The sequence below is a fragment of the Thermomonas sp. genome, from assembly GCF_047606765.1.
GTDB lineage: Bacteria > Pseudomonadota > Gammaproteobacteria > Xanthomonadales > Xanthomonadaceae > Thermomonas.
Window position 1 is genome coordinate 1 of record NZ_JASGED010000046.1, and the last position, 14,832, is coordinate 14,832.

Genomic DNA, 14,832 nt, shown 5'->3' on the forward strand with positions numbered 1-14,832 from the left:
AGCCGCCGGCCCAGTTGCGCGCGGCGGCTTCCCAACAGCAGGCCGATGCCCAGCAGCAGGGTCTGGTGCACGATCAGTTCGGCCACGCCCGGCACCACGCTGCTGCCATAGCCTTCGCGGGTGTTGTAGAGCGGGCGTTGCACCAGTTCGATTGGCGCGGCCTGTGGCGCGCCCATGAACGCCGCCTGCCGCACTGCTTGTTTGCGCGCGAATGCGGTGATGGCTTCGGCCAGTCCATTGAGGATCGAACTGGCACGGCTCAGGTAAGCGCCGTTTCCGAACAGGACCAGCTTGCCGCTGCCGCCGCGCAGGATGTCGCGCTCCAGCCGCGCCGGCATCAGCACGATGCCATCGACCTGCCCCGCTTCCAGTTGCGCGCAGGCCTGTTTCAAATCAGCAGGCTGTGTCACCACGCGCACCGCACGCAGCGCGTCGATGTGGCGGATCAACTCGCGGCTGGTGGCGCTGCGGTCGGCATCGACGATGGCAATCGGCAATTCACTGGCGACCTGATGGCGATACGCCGCCGGGTAGAAGAAGGAATACAACAGCACCGCACCGATCATCACCGTGCGCGCCGACGGATCGGCGAACACCGCCTGCAAGGTTGCACGGAAGCTGGCCACGATGCGCTTCATGCCGGCACGCGCTCCGTATCGACGGACTTGCGCGCAACGCGCACCAGCAGCAGCACGCCAGCGCCACCGGCCACCAATGCCATCAGCATCAATACGCCCAATGGCCGCAGCGACACCACCCACGGCGATCCCATGAACAACTGCTGCATCTGCACTTGTACATACGCAGTTAGCGGCAGCAATGCATTCCACGCACGCACGAACAGCGGCGCGCCGATCACCGGAAAGGTGGCACCGGAAAACGCCAGCGCGGTGCCGATGCTCAGGCCGATCAACGACAAGCCCGCACCCATGTCGCGCGTCACCGCAATCAACAGCAGCGCGATGCAGACACAGGCCAGGTAGAACAGCGGCTGCGCAAACAACAACAGCCATAGACTGCCGGCCACGCCATCACCGCGCACATCGGCCACGTACAGCACGCCCAGCGCGCCATACAACGAGAACAATGCGACATACGGAAACAGCTTGCCGGCAATCGCAGCCCACGGCGTTTCACCCAGCCAGCCAGCCAGCGTGCCGTCGCGCCGTTCGCGGCCGAAGGCACCGCCTGCGGCCAGCGCGGCCAGCAGCGACAGCAGCGCCGGGAACACCAGCGGCAGCAGGAACAATTCGTAGCTGCGCGCCGGGTTGTACAGCACGGTGGCCTGCACCGACACCGGCGCAGCGCGCAGCTTCGCCGGCCCCACCTGTCGCCCGATCTGCTCGCGCAGCATGCGCGCGTTGTGCGCGCCGACGGCATCGGCGATGTCGCGCGCCGCCGACTGCCCGGTCGCCATGTAGGTGGCGTTGTAGAAGGCATATACCGGCGCGGCCTGACCGCGCAGCGCAAGCCGGCTCATGTCGCGCGGCACCAGCACGATGGCGAATGCGTCCAGCGCGCGCAATTCCGACTGTGCCTGCTGCAGCGATGCCGGCTGGCTAACGATCTTTACTCCGGGGCTGGCGTCGATGGCCCGCGCCAGCGCGCGGCTGGCGGGGCTGGCGTCCAGATCGACCAGCGCCACCGGCACCTCGCGCAGCACCGAACCGGAGAACAGCCACGCCATCACCGCCATCAGCAGCAGTGGCAGCAACGTGACCAGCACCCACTCCCAGCGGTCGCATCGCCAATGCCGAAGTTCGCGCCGCAGCGAGGCGACAAACGCAATGATGCCATTTGAAACCTGTCCCTGATCCGTCATGAGCGAAGCCCTGCGGTTCGTGGTGGAGCGCAGCAGGCGCAGCGTATGTCGTGATACGTGAGCACTGCGAGCACCGCACGCGGACCGCAGGGCGAGCGCAATAGGATCATGGGCAGGTTTTCAGTTCTGCGACCACGCGAACAACACACTCATGCCCGGGCGGAAGCCCTCGATGGGCTGCCGCGGCCGCGCCCGCACCTCGAAGCTGCGCACGTCATAGCCGGAAGATTGGCGGGTGCTGCGCCATGTGGCGTAATCGCCCGCCGGGCTGATGAAATACACCTCGAACTCCGCCTTGCGGCCGTCCAGCGCCGGGATCGAGCCCCGCACCGTCGCGCCAGTCTTCATGCCGTGCAGCTGGTCTTCGCGCAGGTGCATCGACACCCACATGCGGTCGATGTCCACCAGCGTGAACACCGGGTAGCCCGCCGGCACCAGTTCACCCACGTCGGCCATGCGCTTGCTGATTTCGCCCGCCAGCGGCGCACGCCCAAATGTTTCACTGCGCGCGGCTTCGACCTCGGCCTTCGCGCCTTCGGCCTGACGCACCTGCGCCTGCGCGGCATCGCGATCCTGCGCGCGCGCGCCGGCCAGTGCCTGGTCGTATTGCGCACGCGCCGCACGCGCCAGTTCTTCCGCGCTGCGCGACTGCGCACGCGCTTCGTCGCGCTTCTGCCTGGTGACCACGCCTTCGCGATGCAGGTTGTCGATGCGGCGGAAGGTGGCGCTTGCCAGTTCCGCGCCGGCCACCGCGCGCTTCCAGTTGGCCTCTGCCGCGCGGATGTCCTCGCTGCGCGCGCCTTCCTTCGCCTTCGCGGCCTGCGCCTGCGCGGCGGCGACCACGGCTTCGGCCTGACGCTCCTTCGCGGCGACTTCCGGGCTGTCCAGTTCAAACAGCACCTGCCCGGCCTTCACCCGGTCGCCTTCGCGCACATGCAGTTTCGCCAACCGCGCGGTGACCTTGGCCGCAACGTTGACGCTGTCGGCATCGGCCATGCCCTGCACTTGATCTGCCGGCGTGCGCAGCCCCAGCCACAGCCCCAGCGCGACCAGCACCAGCAGCAGGCCACCGCCAACCGCGAACGCGCGACGACTGCGCGGGCTTGCGCCCGGTTCCAGCGAATCACTCATTCCAGCACCTTGTCCGCCTTGCGGCGGTAGTCATCGAACCGATCCAGTTGCCCGCTCACTTCCAGCAGTTGCGCCAGCGCCACGTCGAACTGATACGCGGCCTGCGCCCGTTCCACCTGCGCGCCGCCCAATGCAAGGCGTGCATCGATCACGTCCAGCGACGTGGCCTGCCCTTCGCGGAAGGACAGTTCCTGCAGGCGCAGGTTTTCCTTGGCCATGGCGATGCTGCTGTCGAGCAGGCGGTACTGCAAGCGCGCGGTGTCCAGTTCGTTCCATGCCTTGCCCACGCCCAGTCGCAGCTGGTTTTCCGCTTCGCTGATGCCCGACTGTGCCTGTTCCAGTTGCGCGCGCGCCGCATCGACCTGCATCGGCAATGCCGCCTGTGACAGGAAGTTGTAGCGAAGACCGATGCCGAAGGCCCAGTCGGCATCGCTCAACAACGCATCGCGTCGATGCAGGTCGTATTGGCCGAACAGATACACCTGCGGCTTGCGCTTGGCCTGCTGCACGCGCACGCCCTGCTCGGCCTGCACTGCCAGCGCGCGCAGGCGCTCCATCTGTGGATGCTGTTGCAATGCGCTGCGCTCGAACGCCTCGCGCGTGCCCACCGGTGCGTCGATCACGAACAACGGCGACGATGCCGTCACCGGCCCACCACTGCGCAACAACGTGGCAAGCGCCTGCTGCAAGGTGTCCAGATCATTCAGCGCCTTGCGGTACTCGCGCTCTGCCTTGTCGCGGGCGACATTGGCCTGCAGCCGCTGCGCGCGAGTGGCGAAGCCTTCGCGTTCGAGTTTTTTCGCATCATCAAGATGCCGCTGCAAGCCGTCGAGCACATCGCGCCGCACCCACACCGCCTGCTCCGCCAGCCGCTGGCCGAAGTAGGCCTGCACCAGTTGCAGTTGCAGCGACTGCTTCTGCGCCTCGCGCTCCGCGCGCGCCTGCGCGGTGGCTGCCTGCGCGGCCTGCTGCGCCGCCGGGATCAGCCCGCCGGTGTACAGCGGCAGGCTGGCAGTGATGATCGGGCGGGTACGCCAGTCGCGCTCGGCAAAACGCAGCGGCGAGTCGATGCCGAACGCCTCTGCCACCGGCGCCAGCGACCCCAGCGGCAGCGCCAGCGATTTCTGGAACTGCATGCGGCGCACGTCGGCGGTGATGTCCGGCAGCCGCAGGTAGCGGCTGGCATCCTGCAGTTCCTGCTTGTTGCGCACCCCGGCGTCTGCTGCGGCCAATGCGTCGGAGACTTGCAACAGGCGCTCTCTGGCCTGCGCCCAGTCCAGCGCCGGTGCCTGCTGCGCCAGCGCCGCCGGCACGAACGCGCACAGCAGCGCCGCCATCAGTCCGGTCGCGCCCCGATTCAATCGCACCCGCCCCTCCGTGGTATCCGCCCGATCACGCAGTCATCGCAGCATAACGGGCGTCAAGGACACTGCAACAGCGGCCGGTCGCGCGCGCAGGCTGAACTTCCGGCAACATGGCAGGGCCACCCATGCACCGGCGCGTCACGGGGTGTATCATTCGCGCCCATCTTTTCATCCGTATTGAAGGATATAAAGCCAATGTCGAGTTACCTCTTCACCTCCGAATCGGTCAGCGAAGGCCATCCGGACAAGATCGCCGACCAGATCTCGGACGCGGTTCTTGACGCCATCCTGGCGCAGGACAAGCGCGCCCGCGTGGCCTGCGAAACGCTGGTGAAGACCGGCGCGGCCATCGTGGCCGGCGAAGTCACCACCAGCGCGTGGGTGGACATCGAAGGCCTGGCGCGCAGCGTCATCAACGGCATCGGCTACGACAATTCCGACGTCGGTTTCGACGGCCACACCTGCGCCATCATCAACATGCTCGGCAAGCAGTCGCCAGACATCAACCAGGGCGTGGACCGCAAGAAGCCGGAGGAACAGGGCGCCGGCGACCAGGGCCTGATGTTCGGCTACGCCTGCAACGAAGCGCCGGAGTTCATGCCTGCGCCGCTGTACTACAGCCACCGTCTGGTGGAACAGCAGGCCAAGGTGCGCAAGAACGGCAAGCTGAAGTGGCTGCGCCCGGATGCGAAGTCGCAGGTCACCCTGCGCTACGACGGCAACGCCATCCTCGGCCTGGATGCCGTGGTGCTTTCCACCCAGCACGATCCGGACATCAAGCAGAAGGATCTGGTCGAGGCCGTGCGCGAGCACATCCTCAAGCCGGTGCTGCCGAAAAAGTGGCTGGAATCGCTGTCGAAGAACAAGGTGCATATCAACCCGACCGGCAAGTTCGTGATCGGCGGCCCGGTGGGCGACTGCGGCCTGACCGGCCGCAAGATCATCGTGGACAGCTACGGCGGCATGGCCCGTCACGGTGGCGGCGCGTTCTCCGGCAAGGATCCGTCGAAGGTGGACCGCAGCGCCGCCTACGCCGCGCGCTACGTGGCGAAGAACATCGTGGCCGCAGGCCTTGCCGACAAGTGCGAGGTGCAGGTCAGCTACGCCATCGGCGTGGCCGAGCCCACCAGCATCTCGGTCACCACCTTCGGCACCGGCAAGGTCGGCGATGACGTGATCGAAAAGCTGATCCGCGCCCACTTCGACCTGCGCCCCTACGGCATCACCAAAATGCTCGACCTCGAACACCCGATCTATCAGGCCACCGCCAGCTACGGCCACTTCGGCCGCAAGCCGAAGGAAGTGAGCTACACCGATGGCACCGGCAAGAAGCACAAGGCCACGGCGTTCAGTTGGGAAAAGACCGACAAGGCCGACGAGCTGCGCAAGGCGGCGAAGCTGAAGTAATCGGCTTCGTCATGTGACATCAAACGGCCCGCAGCGATGCGGGCCGTTTCATTGCGCCAATCCCACCAGCCGCTCGAATGCCTGTACGAGTGGCATATCGCCCTTGGGTGCCTGCGCCAGCGATGCGCGTACACGCTTCATCCACCCTGCACCACGCACCGCCAAATCTGCCCAGGCATCGACCAATGCGTGCGGTGCGCGCTGCAGATGCCAATCCATCAACGCCAATGCCTGCGCAATATCCTTGCGATGCTTCGGATGCCGCGCGCCACGCTCATGCGCCACGATCAGCTTGTGCAGGCAATAACGCGCAGGATCAGGCAGGTTGACCATGACCGCATCCGCACGATCCAGCAGTATTGCCTGTCCTGGCCGTTCGATCAGGTAATCCATGAACTTCAGCGGGGTCAGGGCTATTCCCAGGTCAGGCGCATGCACTTCATCGCGCCCACCGCGCCTCGATACAGTCAGAAAATCGATGCGCAAATCCGGTTCACGTTCGCTCACATACAAGCTGGCAATGCCCTTGCTGCCGCCCAGTGCAGGCAGGAAGCCGTGCTCAAGCGAAGTCAGCGCATCATGCGCATTCGCGCGCAAATCAGCCGGCAACGCCACCGACACATTGCCACCCGGCCCGGCATGGGCAAAATCCAGGTCCTGCGTGCGCGTGCCGCCGCCCCATGCCACACCCAGCTGGTTACCCAGCGCAAGGAACGCATGCGTGCCAACCAGCAAGCCGCCCGCCCGGAAGAACTGGTATTCGGACAGGCGCTTGACGATACGGAAATGCTTCGGAGGCGTCGCCGTGCAACCATGCGCAAGTGTCGCCGCCGCCTGCCTCGCTACCGCATCCAGCGCGGGAGCACCCGCTTTCCGCGCACGCTCGATGGCAGCGATGGCCGGCCCTTCCGGCCCCAGGTAGTACTCGCGCTTGCGCCCGTCCAGCTCCTTGAACACCCAGTAGGCGTAACGTGCGCCCTTGATGGCCTTCCACGCCACCGTACCGGTGACGAAGGCCGGCGAGCGCGCGGTTTCCGCCACCTGCACCAGTTCGTACAGTTCCGCATAGGCGGTCTGCGCGGCGGCGGGGAGTTCGCGATATAGCGGCGATGACATGGGCCAGTTATACCACCGAAATTAATCCGGTGGTATAGCGACAAGCGTGGCGCGGCAGTGGGTTGATGCCGAATCAGCATGGCTGCCTGAGACGCATCAAACACCTGCGCCATTTGCACTTCCGGTAGTACGGCCATGAGGCTGTTCCTTGCCTGCCGGCCACCGCCCGAGCCCGGTTATTGCACCGCAACAAACCACGTGCTATCACGAAGCATCGACAGCACGGGGGGGCCACATGCCGAACGGGTACGACGAGATGCACGCTGCGGACGGCAGCGTCCGCCCGCACTACGCGGCGTTCGACCGCTGGCTGCAACAGACACCCGATTTGCAGATCGCGCACAAGCGGCGCGAGGCGGAAATCTCGTTCCACCGCGTTGGCATCACGTTCTCGGTCTATGGCGAGGAATCCGGCACCGAGCGGCTGATCCCGTTCGACCTGGTGCCACGCATCGTGCCCGCGCATGAGTGGCGGATGCTGGAACGCGGGCTGCGCCAGCGCGTGCATGCGCTGAACCTGTTCCTTGGCGATGTCTATGGCGAGCAGCGCATCCTCAAGGAGGGCCGCATCCCGCACGATCTGGTCTTCGACAACAGCGAATACCGGCAGGAGATGCGCGGCTTCCACGTGCCGGGCGGCGTTTATTCGCACATCTCCGGCATCGACCTGGTGCGCGCGGGCGATGGCGAGTACTACGTGCTGGAGGACAACCTGCGTGTGCCGTCCGGCGTGTCCTACATGCTGGAAAACCGGCGGATGATGGCGCGGCTGTTGCCGGAGTTGTTCGCGCGGCAGCAGATCGCGCCGGTGGAGCGCTACCCGGACATGTTGCTGGACACGCTGCGACAGGCCGCGCCGCCCGGCATCGACCATCCGGTGGTGGCGGTGCTGACGCCCGGCGCGGCCAATTCCGCCTATTTCGAACACGCCTTCCTTGCCCAGCAGATGGGCGTGGAACTGGTGGAAGGCGCGGACCTGTTCGTGCGCGACGACATGGTCTATATGCGCACCACGCGCGGGCCGCAGCGCGTGCATGTGCTGTATCGCCGGATCAATGACGACTACCTCGACCCATCGGTATTCCGGCCGGAGTCCATGCTCGGCGTGCCCGGGCTGTTCTCCGCGTATCGCGCCGGCAAGGTCACGCTGGCGAATGCACCGGGCACCGGCGTGGGCGATGACAAGTCCGTGTATCCCTACGTGCCGGAGATGATCCGCTTCTACCTGAGCGAAGAACCCATCCTGCACAACGTGCCGACGTGGAAGCTGCGCAACCGCGAAGACCTGCAATACGCACTCGACCATCTGCCGGAACTGGTGGTGAAGGAAGTCCACGGCGCGGGCGGCTACGGCATGCTGGTCGGCCCGGCATCGACCAAGGCCGAGATCGAGGCGTTCCGCGCGCGCATCCTGGCCGATCCCGGCAACTACATCGCCCAGCCCACGCTGTCGCTGTCCACCTGCCCCACCTTCGTGGAAAGCGGGCTTGCGCCGCGCCACATCGACCTGCGCCCGTACATCCTCAGCGGCCATCGCATCCACGTGGTGCCGGGCGGGCTGACGCGCGTTGCGCTGCGCGAAGGGTCGCTGGTGGTGAACTCCTCGCAGGGTGGCGGCACCAAGGACACCTGGGTGCTGGAATCGGATGGAGGGACGCACTGATGCTCTGCCGTACCGCCAGCGATCTTTACTGGGCCGCGCGCCACATCGAGCGCGCCGAAAACACCGCGCGGCTTGCCGACGTGACCCTGCGCATCGCCCTGCTTCCGGAACGCTACGACCGTGGCAAGAAGGAAGCCGCGCCGTGGCGTCGCGCACTCGACGCGCTTGGCCTTGCCGATGCGGTGCGCCAGCGTTATGGGCGCATCGATTCGGAAACCGTGCTGCGCCACCTGCTGCTGTCGCCGGAAAACCCGTCTTCGATCTACAACTGCCTGCACGCCGCCCGCGAATGCGCGCGCGCGCAGCGCGTGGCGATCACCGCCGAGATGTACGAAGACCTCAACACCTCGTGGCTGGAAATGCGGGGCCGCACGTGGAGCCGGTTGCACGATGACGGCGTCAGCAACCTGCTGGAATGGGTGAAGGGGCGCTCGGCCTCGTTCCGTGGCGTCACCATCGGCACGCTGGGACGCGGCGAGGGCTACCACTTCCTGCAACTGGGTGCATTCGTGGAACGCGCCGACTGGGCCATCCGCCTGCTCGACATCGCCGGCAGCGAGGGCGAAGCCGAAGCACGCGAGCAGGACGCGGTGGACTATTTCCGCTGGAGTGCGCTGCTGCAATCGCTGTCCGCGTTCGAGACCTATCGCCGGCTGTATCGCGAATCGGTCAGTGCTGCCGGCGTGGTGGATCTGATGCTGTTGCAGGAATCCAACCCGCGCTCGCTGCTCACCTGCACCGCCACCGCGCATGAAGTGCTGCAGACGCTGGCCGGTGGCGAAGCGCTGGAAGTGGTGCGCCAGGCCGGCGCGCTGTCCGCGCAGGCGCGCTATGCGCGGATCGATGAAATCCTCGAACGCGGCCTTGAAGCATGGTTGCAGGATGCAATGGCGCGGCTGACCCGGCTGGGCGAGGCGATCCACCGCGAGTTCATGGTGTCCACCGACGTCGCCAGCCCGACGGTTGCCATCGCGCGCCAGTGGGGCGCCGAGCAATGAACCCTTCACGCCGCATCGCCCGCGCGGGCACAATGTGCATCGCCACGCATCGCCATCACGACATCACCTGACATGACCTATTGCATCGGCATCAACCTTGATGAAGGGCTGCTGTTCGCCTCCGACTCGCGCACCAACGCAGGCGTGGACGACGTGCGCCGCTTCGGCAAGATGCGCGTGTTCGCGGTGGATGGCGACCGCGTCATCGTCACCCTGTCCGCCGGCAATCTGTCGCTGACCCAGAACACCCTGAACCTGATCGAATACCGCGCCAACCACGGCGACGGCACCGGCTTGTACAGCGCGCAGTCGATGTTCGAAGTCGCGACCCTGGTGGGCGATGCGATGCGCGAAATCCGCAAGCGCGACGCGCCCTATCTGCGCGACAGCGGCGTCGATGCCTCCGGCACCTTCATCGTGGGCGGGCAGATCAAGGGCGAGGCACCGCGCCTGTTCCAGGTGTATTCGGAAGGCAACTTCATCGAATCCAACCCGGACACCCCCTATTTCCAGATCGGCGAGATCAAGTTCGGAAAACCAATCCTCGACCGCGTGGTCACGCCGAAGACCACCATGGACGAAGCCGCCAAGTGCGCGCTGGTGTCGTTCGACTCGACCATGCGCTCCAACCTGTCGGTCGGCCCGCCCATCGACCTGCTGCTGTACCGCCGCGATTCACTCACCGTCGGGTTGCGCCAGCGTCTGGAAGACGACGACCCCTACCTCAACCGCGTGCGCACCTACTGGAACGACAGCCTGCGCAGCGCATTGCAGCACCTGCCCGAACCGGAGTGGCTGCAGCCGTTCGACACGGTGCCGGTTTCGTAATGACGGGCGGCGGGCCTGGGCCCGCCCTACAATGCGCGCATGTCCCTGATGCAATTCCAGCGCGTCGATTACGGCGTCGGCGGGCCGCTGCTGCTCGACAAAATCGACCTGACCATCGAACCTGCCGAGCGCGTCTGCATCGTCGGGCGCAATGGCGCGGGCAAATCCACGCTGATGCGGCTGATGGCAGGCGAAATCCAGCCGGACGATGGCGAAGTGCGCGTGCAGGGCGGCGTGGTGGTCGCGCGGATGGCGCAGGAAGTGCCGCAGGACACGCAAGGCTCGGTGTTCGACGTGGTGGCCGCCGGCCTGGGCGACATCGGCCTGTTGCTGGCGCAGTACCACCATGCGCTGCACGAAGGCGACATGGCAGCGATGGCCAGCGCGCAGACCGCGATCGAGGCGCGCAACGGCTGGGACATCGACCGCCGCGTGCAGCAGGTACTGGAACGGCTGGAACTGCCGGAGGATGCCGACTTCGCCGCGCTGTCCGGCGGCATGAAGCGCCGCGTCTTGCTTGCACAGGCGCTGGTGCGCGCACCCGACATCCTGCTGCTGGATGAACCGACCAACCATCTCGACATCGAGGCCATCAACTGGCTGGATGGTTTCCTGAAATCGTTCGCCGGCAGCATCGTCTTCGTCACCCACGACCGCAGCTTCCTGCGTGCGCTGGCAACGCGGATCGTCGAGATCGACCGTGGGCAGGTCACGAGCTGGCCCGGTGATTACGACAACTACCAGCGCCGCCGCGAGGAACGCCTGCACGCGCAGGCGCAGGAAAACGCGCGCTTCGACAAGCTGCTGGCGCAGGAAGAAGTGTGGATCAGGCAGGGCATCAAGGCCCGCCGCACCCGCAACGAGGGCCGCGTCACTGCGCTGAAGGCGATGCGCCGCGAACGTGCGCAGCGCCGCGAACTGACCGGCAAGGTGAAGATGGAAGCCGCCGCCGCACAGGCGTCGGGCAAGAAGGTCATCGAAATGACCGACGTGTCGCAGGCGTTCGGCGACAGGATCATCCTGCGCGAGGCTTCCACCACGATCCTGCGCGGTGATCGCGTCGGCATCATCGGCCCCAATGGTTCCGGCAAATCCACGTTGCTGAAACTCCTGCTGGGTGAACTCACGCCCGATGCCGGCAAGGTGGAACTGGGCACCAATCTGCAGATCGCCTATTTCGACCAGCACCGCAGCCAGTTGGACGAAACCCGCAGCGCGCTGGAGAACGTGGCCGGCGGCAGTGATTTCGTGGAGATCAACGGCAGCCGCAAGCACGCCATCGGCTATCTGCAAGAGTTTTTGTTCAGCCCGGAACGCGCACGCGCGCCGATCACCCGCCTGTCCGGTGGCGAGCGCAACCGCCTGCTGCTGGCGCGGCTGTTCGCGCAGCCGTCCAACCTGCTGGTGATGGACGAACCCACCAACGACCTCGACGTGGAAACGCTGGAACTGCTGGAAGAACTGCTGCTGGATTACAGCGGCACCTTGCTGCTGGTCAGCCATGACCGCGACTTCCTCGACAACGTGGTCACCAGCACGCTGGCGCTGGAAGGCGATGGCAGGCTGGGCGAATACGTGGGCGGGTATTCGGACTGGTTGCGGCAGAGGCCTGCTCCTGATCGTCATTCCGGCGAAAGCCGGAAGCCAGCTCTTGCCCCAACCACGCAACCAGAAAAGCTGGATCCCGGCTTCCGCCGGGATGACGAGCAGCAGCAACCGCAAACGAATCCGCAGCCAATCGCGAAGAAGAAACTCAGCTACAAGGAACAGCGCGAGCTGGAACAGTTGCCAGCCCGCATCGAACAACTGGAAACCGATATCGCCGCGCGTACCGACGCGATGCAAAACGCGGCCTTCTACACGCAGGACGCCGCCGCGCAGCAACGCGCGAACGCGGAACTGGCGGCATTACAGGCGGAACTGGACGCCGCCTACGCGCGCTGGGAAGCACTGGACGCCTGACAACTCCGGTGCGATCAGGCAATCACGAACCGCGCTGCTTCACCGCCTTGCACCGCGCTGGTAATCAGGCGCTTGTCGAACGTCGCCAACCGCCCGCCGTGCTGCACGGCCAGCGCCAGTAGATAGGTATCGGTCACCTGATCCGAGGCCAGCAGACGCGCGCGGTCGATCAGCGGCGAATCCAGCAGACTCATGTCCGACGGCCAGAACACATGCCCCGGCTGGCTGCACAGGTCTGACAACAACTCCGCTGCAACAGCGACCGATTCCACCGCGTTGCCGTAGCGCGGATGCGCCATGATCCGCAGCGCGCCGTTCTGGGTGATGCCGCAACTGGCCCACGACGCGCTGGCACCGACGAACCATTCGTGTGCGACTTCGTGATGCGTGTGGACGGGATCGAGCAGGGCCAGCAGCACGTTCACGTCCAATAACCAGGTCGTCTCGCGCGCGGGCCAGGGCGTGCCCGCATCTTCCACCCGTGTTTTCCTGTTCGCCACGGCGCGGCTCACGACGCCCACGGGTATTCGTCGCGCAGCTGGTTGATTTCCTGCGGTGTCGTTGGGCGGGCATCGGCGCGCACCGGCATCAGGCGGATGCCATTGCGATGGCGCGGCGCAGCCACCGCCGGGGCAAGCCCCTTGCGCGCGAGTTCCGACACCACTTCGCCCAATGTGCGGCCCTGCCGCGCTGCCAGCGCACGCGCGGCGGCCAGCACGTCTTCGTCCAGTTGCAGGGTGGTACGCATGGCAGGCTCCAAATGGAATACGCTTCGCATCAAGCATCAAGCATCATGCATCCGATGTCAATTCGAATCCGGGATGGCCTGCCGCCGGCCGGTCCGTCGCGCGCCGTATAATTCCCGCCCTGCCGAGGGGCGCTGCGATGGGCCGGTTTCCATGAAACCTGCGCCCGCCAGGCTCGGCATCGAAACAACGGCGCCCGTGACCGCAATCCACCGCACTCACGGAGCATCCGCATGAACGCCGTTGCAAAGACCTTCTCGACCGAAGGTGATTACAAGGTCGCCGATATTTCACTGGCCGATTGGGGCCGCAAGGAACTGGACATCGCCGAGCACGAGATGCCGGGCCTGATGTCGATCCGCCGCAAGTACGCCGCCTCCACGCCGCTCAAGGGCGTGCGCGTGACCGGCTCGCTGCACATGACTATCCAGACTGCCGTGCTGATCGAGACGCTGAAGGACATCGGTGCCGACGTGCGCTGGGCCTCCTGCAACATCTTCAGCACGCAGGACCACGCCGCCGCCGCGATCGCCGCCACCGGCACGCCGGTGTTCGCGTGGAAAGGCGAGACGCTGGAAGAGTATTGGGACTGCACGCTGGACGCGCTGAGCTTCCCCGACGGCAACGGCGGCTTCCTTGGCCCGCAGTTGGTGGTCGATGACGGCGGCGACGTGACCCTGCTGATCCACAAGGGTTATGAGCTGGAACAGGGCGACGACAGCTGGGTGAACTCGGCCTCCGGTAGCCACGAGGAACAGGTCATCAAGAACCTGCTCAAGCGCGTGGCGGTGGAACGCCCCGGTTACTGGACGCGCGTGGTCGCGGACTGGAAGGGCGTGTCCGAGGAAACCACCACCGGCGTGCATCGCCTGTACCAGCTGGCCGAGCGCGGCAAGCTGCTGGTGCCGGCGATCAACGTCAACGATTCGGTGACCAAGTCGAAGTTCGACAACCTGTACGGCTGCCGCGAGTCGCTGGCCGATGGCCTGAAGCGCGCGATGGACGTGATGCTGGCCGGCAAGGTCGCGGTGGTGTGCGGCTATGGCGACGTCGGCAAGGGCAGCGCGCATTCGCTGCGTGCCTACGGCGCGCGCGTGGTGGTCACCGAGATCGACCCGATCTGCGCCCTGCAGGCGGCGATGGAAGGCTTCGAGGTGAAGACGGTGGAAGACACCCTCGGCACCGCCGACATCTACGTCACCACCACCGGCAACAAGGACATCATCACCCTCGCCCACATGCAGGCGATGAAGGATCAGGCCATCGTCTGCAACATCGGCCACTTCGACAACGAGATCCAGGTTGATGCGTTGTATGCCAGCGGCGCGGTGAAGACCAACATCAAGCCGCAGGTGGACAAGTTCACGTTCCCCACTGGCAACTGCATCTTCCTGCTGGCCGAAGGTCGCCTCGTGAACCTGGGCTGCGCCACCGGCCATCCCAGCTTCGTGATGAGCAACAGCTTCAGCAACCAGACGCTGGCGCAGATCGACCTGTGGGCGAACAAGGATTCGTATGAATCCAAGGTCTATATCCTGCCGAAGAAGCTGGACGAGGAAGTGGCGCGCCTGCATCTGGAAAAGATCGGCGTGAAGCTGACCAGGCTGACCAAGGAACAGGCCGACTACCTCGGCGTGCCGGTGGAAGGCCCGTTCAAGCCGGAGCATTACCGCTACTGATTGGCGGCTTCACCTAAGGAAGGTCTGAACAAGCCGTCATTCCGGCGAAAGCCGGCTGCTTCTGACAAACGAATGTTTGTCCAATCTAGCTCTTTGGTAAGTCATTGAAAAAGCTG

The 14,832-nt window shown here is 65.5% G+C and carries 13 protein-coding genes and 1 riboswitch; of the genes, 6 read left to right on the forward strand and 7 right to left on the reverse strand.

Annotation, left to right across the window (positions count from 1 at the left end; translation table 11 throughout):
• From QM612_RS04475 to QM612_RS04490, 4 genes are all read right to left on the reverse strand, one after another.
• Positions 1 to 638 (reverse strand): ABC transporter permease (locus tag QM612_RS04475; protein ID WP_415252693.1); only part of this gene is annotated, 638 nt, incomplete at its 3' end.
• Positions 635 to 1,822 carry an ABC transporter permease gene (locus tag QM612_RS04480; protein WP_415252694.1) on the reverse strand — a complete coding sequence of 396 codons (1,188 nt, stop codon included), beginning with the start codon at positions 1,820 to 1,822 and terminating at the stop codon, positions 635 to 637. The genes QM612_RS04480 and QM612_RS04475, both read right to left, overlap by 4 nt.
• Positions 1,823 to 1,942: 120 nt before the next feature.
• Entirely contained in the window at positions 1,943 to 2,953 is a 1,011-nt protein-coding gene (locus QM612_RS04485) for an HlyD family secretion protein (RefSeq protein ID WP_415252695.1), read from the reverse strand.
• Entirely contained in the window at positions 2,950 to 4,290 is a 1,341-nt protein-coding gene (locus tag QM612_RS04490) for a TolC family protein (RefSeq protein WP_415252705.1), read from the reverse strand. Before QM612_RS04490 ends, QM612_RS04485 begins: the two co-directional genes overlap by 4 nt.
• Positions 4,291 to 4,512: 222 nt before the next feature.
• Between QM612_RS04490 and metK the strand changes: the two genes are divergently transcribed.
• Complete coding sequence (metK, locus tag QM612_RS04495) at positions 4,513 to 5,724, forward strand: methionine adenosyltransferase (RefSeq protein ID WP_415252696.1); 1,212 nt, start codon at positions 4,513 to 4,515, stop codon at positions 5,722 to 5,724.
• A gap of 48 nt (positions 5,725 to 5,772) precedes the next feature.
• Here metK and QM612_RS04500 read toward each other — a convergent pair whose 3' ends face one another.
• The gene (locus QM612_RS04500; RefSeq protein ID WP_415252697.1) at positions 5,773 to 6,840 is read right to left on the reverse strand and encodes a GSU2403 family nucleotidyltransferase fold protein; all 1,068 of its coding nucleotides are present in this window, start codon (positions 6,838 to 6,840) and stop codon (positions 5,773 to 5,775) included.
• Between the two features lie 235 nt (positions 6,841 to 7,075).
• On the opposite strand from QM612_RS04500, the gene QM612_RS04505 reads away from it, so the two are divergent.
• From QM612_RS04505 to QM612_RS04520, 4 genes are all read left to right on the forward strand, one after another.
• Positions 7,076 to 8,503 (forward strand): circularly permuted type 2 ATP-grasp protein, encoded by a 1,428-nt coding sequence (locus QM612_RS04505; RefSeq protein WP_415252698.1) that lies wholly within the window; start codon positions 7,076 to 7,078, stop codon positions 8,501 to 8,503.
• Positions 8,503 to 9,501 (forward strand): alpha-E domain-containing protein, encoded by a 999-nt coding sequence (locus QM612_RS04510; protein ID WP_415252699.1) that lies wholly within the window; start codon positions 8,503 to 8,505, stop codon positions 9,499 to 9,501. Before QM612_RS04505 ends, QM612_RS04510 begins: the two co-directional genes overlap by 1 nt.
• A 72-nt stretch (positions 9,502 to 9,573) precedes the next feature.
• On the forward strand, positions 9,574 to 10,329 hold the full coding sequence (locus QM612_RS04515) for a peptidase (protein ID WP_415252700.1): 756 nt from the start codon (positions 9,574 to 9,576) through the stop codon (positions 10,327 to 10,329).
• Positions 10,330 to 10,368: 39 nt separating this feature from the next.
• Complete coding sequence (locus QM612_RS04520) at positions 10,369 to 12,291, forward strand: ATP-binding cassette domain-containing protein (protein ID WP_415252701.1); 1,923 nt, start codon at positions 10,369 to 10,371, stop codon at positions 12,289 to 12,291.
• Between the two features lie 14 nt (positions 12,292 to 12,305).
• Here QM612_RS04520 and QM612_RS04525 read toward each other — a convergent pair whose 3' ends face one another.
• Positions 12,306 to 12,812 carry a TA system VapC family ribonuclease toxin gene (locus tag QM612_RS04525; RefSeq protein ID WP_415252702.1) on the reverse strand — a complete coding sequence of 169 codons (507 nt, stop codon included), beginning with the start codon at positions 12,810 to 12,812 and terminating at the stop codon, positions 12,306 to 12,308.
• Positions 12,800 to 13,039, reverse strand: coding sequence for a hypothetical protein (locus tag QM612_RS04530; protein ID WP_415252703.1), 240 nt, complete (start codon positions 13,037 to 13,039; stop codon positions 12,800 to 12,802). The genes QM612_RS04525 and QM612_RS04530 overlap by 13 nt, the downstream gene beginning before the upstream one ends.
• A 118-nt stretch (positions 13,040 to 13,157) precedes the next feature.
• Positions 13,158 to 13,242: riboswitch (S-adenosyl-L-homocysteine riboswitch) on the forward strand.
• A gap of 28 nt (positions 13,243 to 13,270) precedes the next feature.
• Here QM612_RS04530 and ahcY point away from each other — a divergent pair.
• Positions 13,271 to 14,716 (forward strand): adenosylhomocysteinase, encoded by a 1,446-nt coding sequence (ahcY, locus tag QM612_RS04535; RefSeq protein WP_415252704.1) that lies wholly within the window; start codon positions 13,271 to 13,273, stop codon positions 14,714 to 14,716.
• The last annotated feature ends 116 nt before the right edge of the window (positions 14,717 to 14,832 follow it).

Coding starts and splice junctions, on each gene's coding strand:
- QM612_RS04520 (WP_415252701.1), top strand. CDS start 10,369: ATGTCCCTGATGCAATTCCAGCGCGTCGATTACGGCGTCGGCGGGCCG.
- metK (WP_415252696.1), top strand. CDS start 4,513: ATGTCGAGTTACCTCTTCACCTCCGAATCGGTCAGCGAAGGCCATCCG.
- QM612_RS04485 (WP_415252695.1), bottom strand. CDS start 2,953: ATGAGTGATTCGCTGGAACCGGGCGCAAGCCCGCGCAGTCGTCGCGCG.
- QM612_RS04505 (WP_415252698.1), top strand. CDS start 7,076: ATGCCGAACGGGTACGACGAGATGCACGCTGCGGACGGCAGCGTCCGC.
- QM612_RS04490 (WP_415252705.1), bottom strand. CDS start 4,290: ATGGCGGCGCTGCTGTGCGCGTTCGTGCCGGCGGCGCTGGCGCAGCAG.
- QM612_RS04530 (WP_415252703.1), bottom strand. CDS start 13,039: ATGCGTACCACCCTGCAACTGGACGAAGACGTGCTGGCCGCCGCGCGT.
- ahcY (WP_415252704.1), top strand. CDS start 13,271: ATGAACGCCGTTGCAAAGACCTTCTCGACCGAAGGTGATTACAAGGTC.
- QM612_RS04500 (WP_415252697.1), bottom strand. CDS start 6,840: ATGTCATCGCCGCTATATCGCGAACTCCCCGCCGCCGCGCAGACCGCC.
- QM612_RS04510 (WP_415252699.1), top strand. CDS start 8,503: ATGCTCTGCCGTACCGCCAGCGATCTTTACTGGGCCGCGCGCCACATC.
- QM612_RS04515 (WP_415252700.1), top strand. CDS start 9,574: ATGACCTATTGCATCGGCATCAACCTTGATGAAGGGCTGCTGTTCGCC.
- QM612_RS04480 (WP_415252694.1), bottom strand. CDS start 1,822: ATGACGGATCAGGGACAGGTTTCAAATGGCATCATTGCGTTTGTCGCC.